The sequence below is a fragment of the Mesorhizobium sp. M00.F.Ca.ET.216.01.1.1 genome (assembly GCF_004010325.2).
In the GTDB taxonomy this organism is placed as follows: Bacteria; Pseudomonadota; Alphaproteobacteria; order Rhizobiales; family Rhizobiaceae; genus Mesorhizobium.
This window is the reverse complement of sequence record NZ_SADR02000001.1, coordinates 520,132-535,687: the sequence shown is the minus strand read 5'-3', so window position 1 is coordinate 535,687 and position 15,556 is coordinate 520,132. Positions and strand designations below refer to the sequence as shown.

Sequence of the window (15,556 nt, the reverse complement as noted above, 5' to 3'; positions counted from 1 at the left end):
TCAAATGCGGCTTCACTCTCGGCTCTCCAGTCAGGCATGGCGCGCTTCCCTGATCACGAATCAGCACGCTAACAAATCTGCGACCAGCTCGAATCCCCCGCATCCGCGACTTTCTGACTCAGTAAGAATAGCAAGCGGACATAGAACTGCGCGATTTCAGCAGCGACAGCACCTCTGAGAGTGAATCTATCAGCCACTCCGGACGATTGCGAAGATAATACGGACTTTACAGCATAGATCGTATTTTCCCAATCACCTATCACGACGGCAACGAGACTGCGGATGCGGTCATGAAACGAAGTGAAGGAGAAGTCGTGATGCGTGTTTTCGTAACCGGGGCGACGGGATTTGTCGGTTCTGCCATTGTTCAGGAATTGGTTGGCGCGGGCTATCAGGTGCTTGGTGTAGCCCGCTCGGATGCATCCGCCAAATCTCTTATCGCCGCTGGTGCCGAAGTGCATCGAGGTGATCTTGAAGACCTGGAAAGCTTGCGCAGCGGAGCCGCTGCAGCGGATGGGGTGATTCACACCGGTTTCAACCATGACTTCTCGAAATTCGCGGAAAACTGCGAGATGGACCGGCATGCCATCGAGGCGCTCGGCGCCGCGCTCGCGGGCTCCGACCGCCCCCTGCTGGTCACCTCCGGGACCGCACTCCTGGCGCGGGGCCGCATGGCGACCGAGGAAGATGTGCCTGTGCCCACCTCAGCCTCGTATCCCCGCGCTTCGGAGGCGACAGCCGCCTCGCTGGCGCCGCGTGGAGTGCGCGCGTCAGTTGTTCGTCTTCCCCCGTCAGTCCATGGCCATGGCGATCACGGCTTCGTTCCGCGCCTCATCGACTTTGCGCGCGAAAAGGGCGTGTCGGCCTATGTGGGCGAAGGGCTCAACCGCTGGCCCGCCGTGCATCGGCTCGATGCCGCCCGCGCCTACCGGCTTGCGCTCGAGCACGGCGCCGCCGGGGGGCGGTATCACGCGATCGCCGAAGAGGGCGTGCCGTTCAAGGACATCGCCGGCGTGATCGGCCGCCGCCTGAACGTGCCCGTCGTGGCCAAGTCCCCCGAAGAGGCGGCCGACCATTTTGGCTGGTTCGCGCTATTCGCGTCCATGGATGTCCCGACCTCGAACGACCGAACTCGGGCACTGCTGGGCTGGGACCCGAAACAGCCCGGGCTGATTCCCGATATCGACCAGCCGAGCTATTTCGAAACCTGAATGGGCCTACGCATCTGCTCTGCGTTGGCGCCGCAGAAGCGAAGAGGGACCTGCCTTTGCAGCTCATGCGGTAAGGCAGAGGCCGTCCCCCAGGGCGGCCTTTCTCCGCCGGCGGGCGCTTCTGCCGCAATCCGGCCAGCAAATTTCGCGCCGTAAACGTGGCGGCGCGAAAGCAACTGTGTTAATGGCGCGACAGACCCCGACCTTAAGGATTTCAGCCCATGGCAACAGCAGCGGCAGTGTCGAACAAATTCGAATCCTTCTTCGAAACCACGCTTGCCGACGCCGATCCGGAGATTTTCGGCGCCATCCGCAACGAGCTCGGCCGCCAGCGCCACGAGATCGAGCTGATTGCGTCCGAAAACATCGTCTCCCGCGCCGTGCTCGAGGCGCAAGGCTCGATCATGACCAACAAATATGCCGAGGGCTATCCGGGCAAGCGCTACTATGGCGGCTGCCAGTTCGTCGACGTGGCCGAGGAACTGGCCATCGAGCGCGCGAAAAAGCTCTTCAGCTGCAACTTCGCCAACGTCCAGCCGAATTCCGGCAGCCAGATGAACCAGGCGGTGTTCCTGGCGCTGCTGCAGCCCGGCGACACCTTCATGGGCCTCGACCTCAGTTCGGGCGGGCACTTGACGCACGGCTCGCCGGTCAACATGAGCGGCAAGTGGTTCAAGGTCGTGTCCTACGGCGTACGCAAGGACGACCATTTGCTCGACATGGATGCGATCGAAAAGACCGCCCATGAGACCAGACCGAAGCTGATCCTGGCCGGCGGCACAGCCTATTCGCGCGTCTGGGATTGGAAGCGCTTTCGCGAGATCGCCGACAGCATCGGCGCCTACCTGATGGTCGACATGGCTCACATCGCCGGCCTGGTCGCCGGCGGGGTTCATCCGTCGCCGCTGCCGCATGCCCATGTCGTGACGACGACGACGCACAAGTCGCTGCGCGGCCCGCGCGGCGGCATGATCCTGTGCAATGACGAGGACATCGCCAAGAAGATGAACTCGGCTGTCTTTCCCGGCCTGCAGGGCGGCCCGCTGATGCATGTCATCGCCGCCAAGGCGGTGGCGCTCGGCGAGGCGCTGAAGCCAAGCTTCAAGGTTTATGCCGAGAGCGTCGCCGCCAACGCCAAGGCGCTGGCCTCCAGCCTGCAGGAGACGGGCCTCGACATCGTCTCCGGCGGCACCGACAACCATTTGATGCTGGTCGACCTGCGCCCCAAGAACGCCACCGGCAAGCGCGCCGAGGCAGCTCTTGGCCGCGCCAACATCACTTGCAACAAGAACGGCATTCCCTTTGATCCGGAAAAGCCTTTCGTCACCTCTGGCGTGCGCCTCGGCACGCCGGCCGGCACCACCCGCGGCTTCGGTCAGGCCGAGTTCCGCGAGATTGGCAAATTGATCGCCGAAGTGCTGGACGGGCTGAAGGTCGCCAATTCCGATGAGGGCAACGCCGCCGTCGAGACAGCGGTGAAGGCCAAGGTCATGGCATTAACGGACCGTTTTCCGCTCTATCCATATCTCGGTTGACCTGACGCAAGGCGTCATCCCTTATCTGTGACGATGCCGGATCGACTGCGGTGACGGCATCTGCTGAGGAGCCTTGATGATGATGCGAATCTTTCGTCTCGCCGGCTTTGGTGCTCTTGGCGCCGTCGCCACGGTGACCGTCTTGCCGCTCTCCGGCGCTGCTTGGGCACAGACTGCTGCGCCCGCCCAACCCGCGCCCGCTCAAGTCGAGCCCAAGATGGAGACTTTCGGCAAATGGTCCACCATCGTCGACGAGGTCAACACCGGTGAGGATGTGCGCAAGACCTGCGCCGCCTCGACCGCTTTTCTCGACGCGGACGGCACCAGCGGCACCCTTACGCTCGCCATCTCGAATGGCGACGCACTGCCGCCCGACGGCTACCCGACCCTCGTCATCGCCCTGAAAAATAAGGACTTGCCGACCGGTGAGAACATCCCGGCGGTGTTCGGCGACAGCAACGGCAAGGTCAAGGCGACCGTCAATGCCAGCGGCGACGGACAATGGATGATGAATAACAAGACCGAGACCACCCTGGCGGTGCTGCGTGCCATGCGCCGCGCCGGCGCGCTCGATGTCAGCTTCAAAGACAAGCCGGTCGCGATGGTATCGATGGACGGCTTCACCAAGGCCTATCGCAGCCTGGGCGTATCGTGCGGGTTCCCGACCGGTGACGTCGCGCCCTGATACGGCTGACACTACCATCCCGCTTGTGGGGTGCTGGCAATTTTCTTTGCGGCTCGCTATCTCTGAGGCACGAGGGGCCGCCCTGATTGCTTTGCCATCGCGGCAAAAAGCTCTAAGCCTTTCGCTCCACGAGAATCGCGAACCGAAGGCTCACCATGCGCTGTCCCTACTGCCAGTCCGAAGATACGCAGGTGAAGGATTCTCGCCCCGCCGAGGACGGCGCAGCGATCCGCAGGCGGCGCGTCTGCCCCGATTGCGGCGGCCGCTTCACCACCTTCGAGCGCGTCCAGCTGCGCGACCTCGTCGTGGTGAAGAAGTCCGGGCGCAAAGTGCCGTTCGACCGCGACAAGCTGCTGCGCTCGGTCGAGATCGCGGTGCGCAAGCGCAATGTCGACCCCGAGCGCATCGACCGCGCGGTGACCGGCATCGTGCGCCAGCTCGAAAGCTCGGGCGAAACCGAAGTTGCCTCCGGCGAGATCGGCCGGCTGGTCATGGAGGCGCTGAAGTCGCTCGACGATGTCGCCTATGTGCGCTTTGCCTCGGTCTACCGCAATTTCCGCGAGGCCAAGGATTTCCACGAGGTGCTCGGCGAACTCAAGGGTGACGAGCTCAAGGAAGAGGACGCCGGTTGAGCATGGCAAGGCTGAGCCAAGCCGAACAGGAGGTTCTCGATCGCCGCTTCATGGCGGCAACACTCAGGCTGTCGCGCAAGAATGCCGGGCGGACATCGACCAATCCTTCCGTAGGCACGCTGATCGTACGCGACGACGGCGCGGGGCCGATGATTGTCGGCACCGGCGTCACCGCCGTCGGCGGCCGGCCGCATGCCGAGACCGAGGCGCTGGCAGAGGCTGGCGAGCTGGCGCGCGGCGCTACGGCGTACGTCACTCTGGAACCCTGCGCCCATCACGGCCGCACGCCGCCTTGCGCCAAAGCGCTGGTCAATGCCGGCGTCGTGCGGGTGGTGGGCGCTGCGAGCGACCCCGATCCGCGCGTGTCCGGCAAGGGCTACGCCATCCTGCGTGCGGCCGGTGTCGAGGTGGTCGAAAAGGTGCTGGCGGCCGAGGCCGCCGAACAGATGGCCGGCTATCTCATTCGATCTCTGAAAAAACGTCCGGAAGTGATTCTGAAGCTTGCGCTTTCCAGCGACGGCAAGATCGGCGTGGAAGGTGAGGGGCAGGTCTCGATCACCGGCGACATCGCGCGGCGCGAAGTCTATCTGATGCGAGCTGAAGCCGACGGCATATTGATCGGTATCGGCACCGCTCTGGAGGACGATCCGGCGCTGACTGTGCGGCTGCCGGGGTTGGAGAGCCGTTCTCCGGCGCGGATCGTGCTCGACCGTCTAATCCGGTTGTCGGAGACGTCGAAGCTGGTTTCCGGCGTCGACCGGGTTCCGCTCTATATAGCCGCTTGCGACGAAGCCGACCCGCATCGGCGGGCAGCGCTCGAACACATGGGCGTGCACTTCATCGGCACCGAAACATATGAAGGCGGCGTTGCCCTGCCGGAACTGCTGGAGGACCTGGCCGCGCTCGGCATGGCCAGCGTCCTGGTCGAAGGCGGCGCCAAAGTGGCTAAGGCCTTCCTGACGGAAGGGCTGGTCGACCGCATCGTGCTGTTCCAGGGACCGGACGCGATCGGCGAGAGCGGCATTGCATCGCCCATCGACGCCAACCATATCCCGGCAGGATTTCGCAAATTGCGCGACATGCATTTCGGCGAAGACACATACGCGGAATGGATAAGGGACATTTGATGTTTACCGGAATTGTCACCGATGTCGGCACCGTCGCTGCCGTCAGGCCGCTGAGGGAAGGGGTCGGCCTGCGCATCGACACCGCCTATGACCCTGAGACGATTGCCATTGGTGCTTCGATTTCCTGTGGCGGCGTCTGCCTGACGGTGACGGGACTGCCGGAAAGCGGTGCCAATGCACGCTGGTTTGAGGTCGAGGCCTGGGAAGAGGCGCTCAGGCTGACGACGGCGATTGACTGGAGATCCGGCACGCGCATCAATCTGGAGCGGGCGCTCAGGATCGGCGACGAGCTCGGCGGCCACATTGTATCAGGCCATGTCGACGGCACGGCTGAGATCGTGGCGCGCAAGGAGGAGGGCGACGCCGTGCGTTTCACGCTGGAAGCGCCGCACGATCTGGCGAAATTCATCGCGCCCAAGGGCTCGGTCGCGCTCGACGGCACTTCGCTCACCGTCAACAAGGTCGAAGGCACCCGCTTCGACGTGCTGTTGATCCATCACTCGCTGACCGTCACCACCTGGGGCGAACGCCAGGTCGGCGACCTAGTGAACTTGGAGATCGACACCATGGCCCGCTACGCGGCGCGCTTGGCAGAGGCCGCGAAAGGGGGGCTCTGATGGTTAGAGGAACTTCCAATAAGGAAGAACAACTGACTCGCGAAGCCTTGGCCGACGTGGGTGCCGGTCTTGTGATGATCATCGCGTCGCACAGGCTTGGGCTTCGAGCCTTGATACCGATTATCCGCTTCAGGCGCCGCGCTGGAAAACGGGATAGTTCGCCAGACCTCCGCGCCTTCACCAATCTTCCGCTTGCGATCAAACCGGCTTCGGCCTAAGTCACCGGCGATCCCCGGAGACATCTATGGCTGGCACATCCCAACACGGCAAAGCGTTCATCCGTCCGAAGAAGAAGGCCCACCTTCTTGTCATCGAGGCGCGCTTTCATGACGACCTTGCCGACGCGCTGCTCGAAGGCGCGACCAGCGCGCTCGAGGAAGCGGGCGCCACATACGACGTCGTCACCGTTCCGGGTTCGCTGGAAATTCCCGCGGTGATTTCCTTCGCGCTCGACGGCGCCGCCGAAGGCGGGGCGAACTATGACGGATTTGTCGCCCTCGGCACCATCATCCGCGGCGATACCTATCATTTCGACATCGTCGCCAATGAATCCAGCCGTGCGCTGATGGATCTGTCGGTGCAGGACTCGGTCTGCATCGGCAACGGCATTCTCACCACCGAGAACGACGAGCAGGCCTGGATGCGGGCCAGGCGCTCGGAAGGCGACAAGGGCGGCTTTGCGGCGCGCGCGGCGCTGACCATGATCGCCCTCAAGCAACAGCTGGGGGAGCGATCGTGAGCGAACCCGCGTCCCCGGCCAAACCCGCGGTGCGCCATGCCAACAAGCGCGGTGCCGCCCGTCTGGCCGCCGTGCAGGCGCTCTATCAGATGGATGTGGCCGGCAGCGGCGTCTTCGAGATCACCGCCGAATACGAGGCATTCAGGCTCGGCAAGGAAGTCGACGGCGCGCTCTATCGCGAAGCCGACGCGCAATGGTTTCGCGCCATCCTTACCGGCGTCGTCGAGAACCAGAAGACCATCGATCCGATCATCCGTCAGGCTCTGACCGACGACTGGCCGCTGTCCCGGCTCGACTCGACGCTGCGCGCCATTCTGCGCGCCGGCGTCTACGAACTGATGAAGCGCGAGGATGTGCCGGTCGCCGTCATCGTCTCCGAATATGTCGACATCGCCAAGGCCTTTTACGAAGAGGACGAGCCGAAGCTGACCAATGCGGTGCTCGATCGCGTGTCGCGCCGGGTGCGCGGCGAAGGACGCGGCAAGGACGCTTCATGACGGCCACGGCCGTCGTCGCTGCCGAAGCGGGCAGGGAAGCACGCCGCACGGCATTCATTCTTGCTGCTTCGCAGGCGATCATCGGTTCGGCTGCACCGATCGCCGTTTCCATGGGTGGGCTGGCCGGGCAATATCTGCTTGCCGCCGACAAGTCGCTGGCAACGGCGCCAATTACCGGGTTCAACCTCGGCGTGGCGCTCGGTGCATTGCCGGCCGCAGCGATCATCCGCCGGCTCGGCCAGCGCGATGGCTTTATGACCGGCACGGTTGTCACCGCGCTGGGCGGCCTAATCGCCACATTGGCGCTGTTCCAGGCCAGCTTCTGGCTGTTCGCCTTCGGCCTGCTGGTGATCGGCGTCGGCGGTGCCTTCGTCCAGCAATTCCGCTTCGCCGCAGCCGACAACGCACCGCAGGAGTTCAAGGCACGCGCCATCTCCTTCGTGCTGGCCGGGGGCATCGTCACTGCCATACTCGGGCCGCAGATCGTCATCTTCACGCGCGAATTGCTTGCACCGGTGATGTTTGCCGGCGCGTTCGCGTCCATCCTCGTGCTGGCAGCGGTCGGCGCCATCATTCTTTCGTTCCTGCGCATCCCGGCCAAGGCAAGTGGCAAAATAGAAGTTGCCGACAGCGACGCCCGACCGCTGTCCGAGATCGTCACCAGGCCGCGCTTCATTGCGGCGCTGTTTTGCGCCGTCGGCAGCTATGCGCTGATGAGCTTCGTCATGACCGGCGCGCCGCTTGCCATGGTCGGCTGCGGCCTGTCGACGGATGAAGCCACGCTCGGCATTTCCTGGCATGTCATGGCGATGTTCGCGCCGAGTTTCTTCACCGGCTCGCTGATCTACCGCTTCGGCGCCGAACGGATCGTCGCGACCGGACTTGTGCTGCTGATCGGTTGTGCCGTCGTGGCGCTGTCGGGACTGGCGCTATGGCAGTTCTGGACGGCGCTGATCCTGCTTGGCCTCGGCTGGAATTTCAGCTTCATCGGCGCCACCTCCATGGTCGCGGCCAGCTACCGGCCATCCGAGAAAGGCAAGGTGCAGGGCTTTCATGATTTCGTGCTGTTCGGCTCCGTCGCCTTTGCCTCGCTGATGTCGGGCGCTGTCTACAACGCCTGGGGCTGGGAAATGCTGAACTGGATGATCTTTCCCGTTACCATGCTCTGCTTCGTGGCATTGGGCGCGCTGAAGGTGACAGGCTGGCGCCAGAGCGCATGACCTGACCCAAAGGTCGGGAAAGATCATGCACCAAATCAAAGCGCTACAGCGTCCTGAAAGAACGCGTGGCGCTGTGCTGACATCATGCTGTCGGGACGAAGCGGCGCCGGATTTTTTGCGCGTCCAAACAAAATTATTGCACTGATCCCGCTTCTTATGAAACCGTGTACCCCGACGGGGCGTTGAAGCCATGCTCATATGCGGCAACCGTATTCCGGTTCACAGCAAGGGATTTTCACAATGCTTTCCATCAAGCTTCTGGCCGGCGCCGCACTTGCGCTCGGTATTTCCGCGGCCTCGGCAAATGCCCAGGTGGTCGTGTCCTCGAAGATCGACACCGAGGGTGGCGTGCTCGGCAACATCATCCAGCTGGTGCTGAACGCCAATAACATCAAGACGACCGACCGCATCCAGCTCGGCGGCACGCCGGTGGTGCGCAAGGCGATCACCGCCGGCGAGATCGACATCTATCCGGAATACACCGGCAACGCCGCTTATTTCTTCCAAAACACCGACGATCCGGTATGGAAGGATGCCGCCAAGGCCTATGAAACGGCGAAAAAGCTCGACTACGATGCCAACAAGATCGTCTGGCTGTCGCCATCGCCGGCCAACAACACATGGGCGATTGCGCTGCGCAAGGACGTCGCCGACACCAACAAGCTGGTCACGCTTACCGACTTCGGCAAATACGTCGCGGGTGGCGGCAAGGTGGTGCTGGCGGCCTCGGCCGAGTTCGTCAATTCGGCGGCTGCCTTGCCGGCCTTCCAGACCATCTATGGCTTCACACTGAAGCCCGACCAGCTGATCACGCTGTCGGGCGGCGATACGGCGGCGACCATCGCCGCGGCGGCGAACCAGACCAACGGCGCCAACGCCGCCATGGTCTACGGCACCGATGGCGGTATCGCGCCGTCCGGCCTGGTCGTGCTGCAGGACGACAAGGGCGTGCAGCCGGTCTACCAGCCGGCGCCGATCATCCGCGAGGCGGCGCTGAAAGAGCATCCCGAGATCGATACGCTGTTGAACCCGGTCTTCGCCAAGCTCGACCTCGTCACGCTGCAGGAGCTCAACGGCCGCGTCCAGGTCGGCGGCGAGCCCGTCAAGGGCGTCGCCGAGGACTTTCTGAAGAAGAACGGTTTTCTGAAGTAGGTGGCCCGCACCTGAAGTCGCGCCATGACCATCCGGTTGGACAAGCTCGGCGTGGTCATCGCCGCGATATCAGCCTATGCGGCCTTCGCAGCACCGTTCGTCACCTTTCGCGCCAACCGCATCGTTCCCGGCGAGGCGCGCTCGATTTTGGGGGCGCTGCCGTCGGCGATAGGCCCGCTGCTGCTAGCGATCGTGGTCGTCGCCGCGGTTATTGCATTGCTGAAGACGCCGCTCATCCTGCGCCTCGCCGCCAGCGTGGTTGTGCTTGCAGCACTGGCGCTGCTGATCGGCGTCGCCGGCAGTTTCCTGACGCCTGAGGGCAATACGTTTGCCCGTATCTCGCCGGCTTCCGGTTTCTGGCTGCTCGTCTTCGCTTTCACGCTCTTGCTCACCGACGTGCTGACAAGGCTGAACCTGGCGCCATGGGCGCGGGTCTGCATGCTTGTGGTTGCGGCAGCGGCGATCGGCCTGCTACTGGTCACGGGAAGCTGGGACAATCTGTCGATCCTCAAAGAATACGCCAACCGTGCCGACAGTTTCTGGGCGGAGGGCTCCAAGCATGTGACGCTGGCGCTGGGCTCGCTGGCGGCGGCGGTGATCGTCGGCGTGCCGCTCGGCATCCTCTGCCATCGCGTCGAAAAATTGCGGGCTGCCGCGCTCAACGTGCTGAACATTATCCAGACCATTCCCTCGATCGCGTTGTTCGGCCTTTTGATCGCGCCGCTCGGCTGGGTCGCCTCGCATGTACCCGGCGCAGCCGCGCTTGGCATCCGCGGCATCGGCACTGCGCCCGCCTTCGTCGCATTGTTCCTCTATTCGCTGCTGCCAGTGGTGGCCAACACCGTGGTCGGCCTTGCCGGCGTGCCGCGTGCGGCAAACGATGCAGCGCGCGGCATGGGCATGACCGACCGGCAACGCCTATTCGGCATCGAATTTCCGCTCGCCTTCCCGGTGATACTCACCGGCATCCGCATCGTGCTGGTGCAGAACATCGGCCTCGCCACCATCGCCGCTCTGATCGGCGGCGGCGGCTTCGGCGTGTTCGTGTTCCAGGGCGTCGGCCAGACCGCGATGGACCTCGTGCTGCTCGGCGCCGTGCCGACGGTGGCGCTGGCCTTTGCCGCCGCCATCATCCTCGACGCGGTGATCGAAATGACGGCGACCAAACGACGCGAGGAAAGCCCCGCATGATAGAGATCGAAGGCATTACCAAGCGCTATGACGCGACAGCGGTGGTCGACGACGTGTCGATGGTGGTCGAGCCGCGCACGATCACCGTTATCGTTGGCACCTCCGGCTCCGGCAAGACCACGCTGCTGCGTATGATCAACAGGCTGGTCGAGCCGACCTCGGGCGTGATCAGGCTCGACGGCGCCGACAACCGCTCGCTGCCCGGTTACGAGCTGCGCCGCAGCATCGGCTACGCCATCCAGGGCCACGGCCTGTTTCCGCATCGAACGGTGGCGCAGAACATCGCCACCGTGCCGGTGCTGCTCGGCTGGGACGCCAAGCGCATCAAGGCCCGCGTCGAGGAGTTGATGACGCTCTACCAGCTCGACCCCGAGGCCTTCGGGCCACGCTATCCGCACGAGCTTTCCGGCGGCCAGCAGCAACGCGTCGGCGTCGCCCGCGCGCTTGCGGCGGAACCCAACGTGCTGTTGATGGACGAGCCGTTCGGCGCGCTCGACCCGATCATCCGCAACAAGGCGCAGGAGGATCTGCTGGCGATCCAGAAGCGCTTCGGCACCACCATCATCCTGGTCACCCACGACATGGAAGAGGCGGTGCATATGGGCGACAAGATCGCGGTGATGGATGCCGGCAAGCTGGTGCAATATGCCAAGCCCGCCGAGATCCTGGCGAGACCGGCCAGCGCCTTCGTCGAGACCCTGGTCGGCGCAAGTGAAAAACCGTTCAGGCTGTTGTCGCTCGGCCGCGTGCGCGATGCAGTGGAAAAGGGCGCCGCCGAAGGCGAGGCGATCCCCGGCGACGCCAGCCAGCGAGATGCGCTGGCTGAACTCCTGTGGTCGGGCCGCCCGGCGCTGCCGGTGAAAGGTGCCGACGGCAAGCCGCTCGGCCGCGTCACGGTGGACGGGCTGGTGAAGCGCGCGGCGAGGCCGGCATGAAAGCCTGGCTTCCGTCGCTGCTCAGGCTTGTTCTGGTGGTGCTGCTGGTTGCCTTCGTCACCAATCCCGGCTGGTTCGAGCCGCTGCTGAGGCCGCTGACCCAGGATGGCGCGCCGGTAATCTACAATCAGGGCAGCCTGTTGACGCTGACGCTGCTGCATCTGAGGACCGTACTGATCGCCACACTGGCCGCGACTGTCGTCGCCGTGGCGCTCGCCATCCTGGTCACCCGCCCGGCCGGCGTCGAGTTCCTGCCGCTATCGCGTAGTCTGGTCAATATCGGCCAGACCTTTCCGCCCGTGGCGGTGCTGGCGCTGGCCGTGCCGGCCGTCGGTTTCGGCGAGAAGCCGACGCTCATCGCGCTGTTTCTCTACGGCCTGCTGCCGATCTTCGAGAACGCGCTGACCGGCCTGACCACGCTGCCCGGCAATGTGATGGAGGCGGCGCGCGGCGCCGGCATGACCGGCTGGCAAAGGCTGCTCAAGGTCGAGTTGCCGCTCAGCGCGCCGATCATCTTGGGCGGCATCCGGCTGTCGGTGGTGATCAGCCTCGCCACCGCGACGATCGGCTCAACCGTTGCGGCCAGGACGCTGGGCGAGGTGATCATCGCCGGGCTGCTATCGAACAACCTCGCCTTCGTCCTGCAGGGCGGCCTGATCGTCGCCGCGCTGGCCGTGCTGATCTATGACGGGCTGTCGGCGATCGAGCGCTATACAGCGCGCCGTATGGGGCAGGAAACGGCGTAGCCAATAACGTCAAATATCGCGCTCGTTGATTTCGGCCAGCGCCAAGAGGTGTCGCAAGAGCCCAGTTTTGAGCGGCTTGTTGCTATGAATAGGAATTGAAAGGCGCACAATGCTGCTCACCATAGATGTGGTGGCTTCCGGCGACGCGCAAAAGCTTCCAGCCTTGCCGTTCGACCGCACGTGCTAGCTCCTTGCCGGAAATGGCCTTCAAACAGCGATTTCCACGATCCGGCCGGGTTCCGAGGTGAAAGACATAGGCTCTACGAGAGGCAGCCTTCGATCGCTTCATGCAAGTTTTCGACAAGCTCCTCCAAGGTTTCGCCCTGAGTCGCGCAGCCGGGAATTGCCGGGACCTCTGCCCAGTAACCACCTTCTTCAGCTTCGTGAATGATCGCCTTGAACTTCATGAATTAACTCCAGGTCGACCTCGAAGATAGGCTACCCCGTCGGTGCTTGCAAAGCAGGATAAGCGCTGCCTTCTACGGCACCTGATCAGCTTCGCGCCGGGTGATCGAGCGTCAGTTCGAGCCTGACGCCGGTTTCGCCGCTGATCCAGCCCGACGGCGACCTGCGTAAAGGCTGACACAGGGCCGTTCCGCCGATTTCAATCGATCTAATGAGACGGCGGCGCCTACAGGCGCGCTACCGTCTATGTCTTTTGGCGAAAGCCGGGCAAAAACCGAACAATATCTTGACGTTCCGAGCCCTGTTTCGCATAAGCCGCTGCGAAGGGGTGGATTCCGTGCGCGGGGTCCGCTCCCCGTCTCAACGGCCCAGGGAGGGGTTCTTTTGGGCCATCAATCGAGGAAAATTCGGCAATGACCATAATTTCCGCCGTCATCGCCTGCGGCCTGCTTTCAGTCCTTTACGCCATCTGGGCGACTCGTTCGGTCCTCGCGTCCGATCAGGGCAATGCACGCATGCAGGAAATCTCCGCGGCCATCCGCGAAGGTGCGCAGGCCTATCTGGCGCGCCAGTATACCACCATCGCCATCGTCGGCATCGTCGTGCTGCTGCTCGCCTGGTGGCTGCTTTCGATCACCGCCGCGATCGGCTTCCTGATCGGCGCCGTGCTGTCCGGCTCCGCCGGCTTCATCGGCATGCACGTTTCGGTGCGCGCCAATGTGCGCACCGCGCAGGCGGCCTCCAACAGCCTCGCCGCTGGTCTCGACATCGCCTTCAAGTCGGGCGCCATCACCGGTATGCTGGTGGCGGGCCTCGCACTGCTGGGCGTCTCGATCTACTACCTCATTCTGACCCAGTTCATGGGTCTTCAGCCAAACGACCGCGTCGTCATCGACTCGCTGGTTTCACTCGGCTTCGGCGCATCACTGATCTCGATCTTCGCCCGTCTCGGCGGCGGCATCTTCACCAAGGGCGCCGACGTCGGCGGTGATCTGGTCGGCAAGGTCGAAGCCGGCATTCCAGAAGACGATCCGCGCAACCCGGCCACCATCGCCGACAATGTCGGCGACAATGTCGGCGACTGCGCCGGCATGGCCGCCGACCTGTTCGAGACCTATGCGGTGACGGTCGTCGCCACCATGGTTCTCGGCTCCATCTTCTTCAGCGGCACCGCCGTTCTCGGCGCCGCCATGCTTTACCCGCTGGCCATCTGCGGTGCTTGCATCCTGACCTCGATCGTCGGCACCTTCTTCGTCAAGCTCGGCCCCAGCGGCTCGATCATGGGCGCGCTCTACAAGGGCCTGATCGTCACCGGCCTGCTCTCCATCGTCGGCCTTGCCGCCGCTACCTCGGCGGCCTTCGGCTGGGGCGAGATCGGCACCGTTGCCGGCATGGCCATCACCGGCAAGAACCTGTTTATCTGCGGCCTGATCGGCCTCGCGGTGACCGGGCTCATCGTGGTGATCACCGAATTCTATACCGGCACCAACAAGCGCCCGGTCAATTCCATCGCCCAGGCCTCGGTGACTGGTCACGGCACCAATGTCATCCAGGGCCTTGCGGTGTCGCTGGAATCGACGGCGCTTCCGGCGATCGTCATTGTTGGCGGCATCATCTCGACCTATCAGCTCGCCGGCCTCTACGGCACGGCGATCGCGGTCACCACGATGCTCGGTCTTGCCGGCATGATCGTCGCGCTCGACGCCTTCGGCCCGGTCACCGACAATGCCGGCGGCATTGCCGAAATGGCCGGCCTGCCCAAGGAAGTGCGCCAGTCCACCGACGCGCTCGACGCGGTCGGCAACACCACCAAGGCGGTGACCAAGGGCTACGCCATCGGTTCGGCCGGTCTCGGTGCCCTGGTGCTGTTCGCAGCCTACTCGAACGACCTGAAGTTCTTTGCCGCCAACGGCGACAAATACCCTTACTTCCAGGGCACGGGCGACGTCTCCTTCGACCTCTCCAACCCTTACGTCGTCGCCGGGCTGATCTTCGGCGGTTTGATCCCGTATCTGTTCGGTGGCATCGCCATGACGGCCGTCGGCCGCGCAGCGGGCGCCATCGTCCAGGAGGTGCGCAAGCAGTTCCGCGAGGATCCGGGCATCATGGCCGGAACATCGAAGCCGAACTATGCGCGCGCGGTCGACCTTCTGACCAAGGCGGCAATCCGGGAAATGATCATTCCGTCGCTGCTGCCGGTGCTGGCGCCGCTGGTCGTCTATTTCGGCGTGCTGCTGATCTCGGGTTCGAGGGCGTCGGCCTTTGCCGCGCTCGGCGCCTCGCTGCTCGGCGTCATCGTCAACGGCCTGTTCGTCGCCATCTCGATGACCTCGGGCGGCGGCGCCTGGGACAACGCCAAGAAGTCATTCGAGGACGGCTTTACCGATAAGGACGGCGTCAAGCATATGAAGGGTTCGGAGGCGCACAAGGCCTCGGTCACCGGCGACACGGTCGGCGATCCCTACAAGGACACCGCCGGCCCGGCGGTCAACCCGGCGATCAAGATCACCAACATCGTCGCCCTGCTGCTGCTGGCCGTGCTCGCGCACGGCTGAGGCCGCCCGGCCTCTATTCGAGGCTGAATTTACCAAACCCGCGGGAGCGATCTCGCGGGTTTTTTGTTTTTGGACCCTGACGGCGGACAGTCTGCGGTCTCGGAAATCGGTTCGAGTATCGCGCCAACGGTTGTTGGCGATCAGATAAGAGCGTGCCCGCCATCCAGTGGCGCTCCTCCGGCTGCTTCATCGCAAAATACCACGCTTCTGGCGGTTCTTACTACGCTGGCTACCAACGCTTGCTCAAACGCGACGCCTCCATCTTGCGGCCTGTTGATTGCGTTCGATTATCGGCGGGATTTGCGTTCC

General features: G+C 63.8%; 15 protein-coding genes. 14 read left to right on the top strand and 1 reads right to left on the bottom strand.

Going from position 1 to position 15,556, the window contains the following annotated elements; all coding sequences use genetic code 11:
- Nucleotides 1-317 precede the first annotated feature (317 nt).
- From EN859_RS02760 to EN859_RS02700, 13 genes are all read left to right on the top strand, one after another.
- Nucleotides 318-1,211 carry an SDR family oxidoreductase gene (locus EN859_RS02760; RefSeq protein WP_127852320.1) on the top strand — a complete coding sequence of 298 codons (894 nt, stop codon included), beginning with the start codon at nt 318-320 and terminating at the stop codon, nt 1,209-1,211.
- Nucleotides 1,212-1,432: 221 nt separating this feature from the next.
- Entirely contained in the window at nt 1,433-2,746 is a 1,314-nt protein-coding gene (gene glyA / locus EN859_RS02755; protein ID WP_127852285.1) for a serine hydroxymethyltransferase, read from the top strand.
- A gap of 217 nt (nt 2,747-2,963) precedes the next feature.
- Entirely contained in the window at nt 2,964-3,431 is a 468-nt protein-coding gene (locus EN859_RS02750) for a hypothetical protein (RefSeq protein ID WP_348632904.1), read from the top strand.
- Nucleotides 3,432-3,586: 155 nt separating this feature from the next.
- Nucleotides 3,587-4,063, top strand: coding sequence for a transcriptional regulator NrdR (nrdR, locus tag EN859_RS02745; RefSeq protein WP_127852284.1), 477 nt, complete (start codon nt 3,587-3,589; stop codon nt 4,061-4,063).
- A 2-nt stretch (nt 4,064-4,065) separates the two neighbouring features.
- Nucleotides 4,066-5,190, top strand: coding sequence for a bifunctional diaminohydroxyphosphoribosylaminopyrimidine deaminase/5-amino-6-(5-phosphoribosylamino)uracil reductase RibD (gene ribD, locus EN859_RS02740; RefSeq protein WP_189501633.1), 1,125 nt, complete (start codon nt 4,066-4,068; stop codon nt 5,188-5,190).
- Nucleotides 5,190-5,807 carry a riboflavin synthase gene (locus tag EN859_RS02735; RefSeq protein WP_127852283.1) on the top strand — a complete coding sequence of 206 codons (618 nt, stop codon included), beginning with the start codon at nt 5,190-5,192 and terminating at the stop codon, nt 5,805-5,807. The genes ribD and EN859_RS02735 overlap by 1 nt, the downstream gene beginning before the upstream one ends.
- Nucleotides 5,808-6,051: 244 nt before the next feature.
- Entirely contained in the window at nt 6,052-6,546 is a 495-nt protein-coding gene (gene ribH / locus EN859_RS02730; RefSeq protein ID WP_127852282.1) for a 6,7-dimethyl-8-ribityllumazine synthase, read from the top strand.
- Nucleotides 6,543-7,043: a transcription antitermination factor NusB gene (gene nusB, locus EN859_RS02725; RefSeq protein WP_127852281.1), complete on the top strand. Its 501-nt coding sequence runs from the start codon at nt 6,543-6,545 to the stop codon at nt 7,041-7,043. Before ribH ends, nusB begins: the two co-directional genes overlap by 4 nt.
- The gene (locus tag EN859_RS02720) at nt 7,040-8,263 is read left to right on the top strand and encodes an MFS transporter (protein WP_127852280.1); all 1,224 of its coding nucleotides are present in this window, start codon (nt 7,040-7,042) and stop codon (nt 8,261-8,263) included. Before nusB ends, EN859_RS02720 begins: the two co-directional genes overlap by 4 nt.
- 240 nt (nt 8,264-8,503) lie before the next feature.
- On the top strand, nt 8,504-9,415 hold the full coding sequence (locus tag EN859_RS02715) for an ABC transporter substrate-binding protein (protein ID WP_127852279.1): 912 nt from the start codon (nt 8,504-8,506) through the stop codon (nt 9,413-9,415).
- Between the two features lie 24 nt (nt 9,416-9,439).
- Nucleotides 9,440-10,606 (top strand): ABC transporter permease, encoded by a 1,167-nt coding sequence (locus tag EN859_RS02710; protein WP_127852278.1) that lies wholly within the window; start codon nt 9,440-9,442, stop codon nt 10,604-10,606.
- A complete protein-coding gene (locus tag EN859_RS02705) occupies nt 10,603-11,541 on the top strand; it encodes an ABC transporter ATP-binding protein (protein ID WP_127852277.1) in 939 nt (312 codons plus the stop codon). Before EN859_RS02710 ends, EN859_RS02705 begins: the two co-directional genes overlap by 4 nt.
- Nucleotides 11,538-12,287 (top strand): ABC transporter permease, encoded by a 750-nt coding sequence (locus tag EN859_RS02700; RefSeq protein ID WP_127852276.1) that lies wholly within the window; start codon nt 11,538-11,540, stop codon nt 12,285-12,287. The genes EN859_RS02705 and EN859_RS02700 overlap by 4 nt, the downstream gene beginning before the upstream one ends.
- Before the next feature lie 260 nt (nt 12,288-12,547).
- Here EN859_RS02700 and EN859_RS02690 read toward each other — a convergent pair whose 3' ends face one another.
- The gene (locus EN859_RS02690) at nt 12,548-12,694 is read right to left on the bottom strand and encodes a type II toxin-antitoxin system HicB family antitoxin (protein WP_127852275.1); all 147 of its coding nucleotides are present in this window, start codon (nt 12,692-12,694) and stop codon (nt 12,548-12,550) included.
- 411 nt (nt 12,695-13,105) lie between these two features.
- Between EN859_RS02690 and EN859_RS02685 the strand changes: the two genes are divergently transcribed.
- A complete protein-coding gene (locus EN859_RS02685; protein ID WP_127852274.1) occupies nt 13,106-15,247 on the top strand; it encodes a sodium-translocating pyrophosphatase in 2,142 nt (713 codons plus the stop codon).
- Nucleotides 15,248-15,556 lie beyond the last annotated feature (309 nt).

Coding starts and splice junctions, on each gene's coding strand:
- ribD (WP_189501633.1), top strand. CDS start 4,066: ATGGCAAGGCTGAGCCAAGCCGAACAGGAGGTTCTCGATCGCCGCTTC.
- nrdR (WP_127852284.1), top strand. CDS start 3,587: ATGCGCTGTCCCTACTGCCAGTCCGAAGATACGCAGGTGAAGGATTCT.
- glyA (WP_127852285.1), top strand. CDS start 1,433: ATGGCAACAGCAGCGGCAGTGTCGAACAAATTCGAATCCTTCTTCGAA.
- EN859_RS02760 (WP_127852320.1), top strand. CDS start 318: ATGCGTGTTTTCGTAACCGGGGCGACGGGATTTGTCGGTTCTGCCATT.
- EN859_RS02700 (WP_127852276.1), top strand. CDS start 11,538: ATGAAAGCCTGGCTTCCGTCGCTGCTCAGGCTTGTTCTGGTGGTGCTG.
- EN859_RS02705 (WP_127852277.1), top strand. CDS start 10,603: ATGATAGAGATCGAAGGCATTACCAAGCGCTATGACGCGACAGCGGTG.
- EN859_RS02715 (WP_127852279.1), top strand. CDS start 8,504: ATGCTTTCCATCAAGCTTCTGGCCGGCGCCGCACTTGCGCTCGGTATT.
- ribH (WP_127852282.1), top strand. CDS start 6,052: ATGGCTGGCACATCCCAACACGGCAAAGCGTTCATCCGTCCGAAGAAG.
- EN859_RS02750 (WP_348632904.1), top strand. CDS start 2,964: ATGGAGACTTTCGGCAAATGGTCCACCATCGTCGACGAGGTCAACACC.
- EN859_RS02710 (WP_127852278.1), top strand. CDS start 9,440: ATGACCATCCGGTTGGACAAGCTCGGCGTGGTCATCGCCGCGATATCA.
- EN859_RS02735 (WP_127852283.1), top strand. CDS start 5,190: ATGTTTACCGGAATTGTCACCGATGTCGGCACCGTCGCTGCCGTCAGG.
- EN859_RS02690 (WP_127852275.1), bottom strand. CDS start 12,694: ATGAAGTTCAAGGCGATCATTCACGAAGCTGAAGAAGGTGGTTACTGG.
- EN859_RS02720 (WP_127852280.1), top strand. CDS start 7,040: ATGACGGCCACGGCCGTCGTCGCTGCCGAAGCGGGCAGGGAAGCACGC.
- EN859_RS02685 (WP_127852274.1), top strand. CDS start 13,106: ATGACCATAATTTCCGCCGTCATCGCCTGCGGCCTGCTTTCAGTCCTT.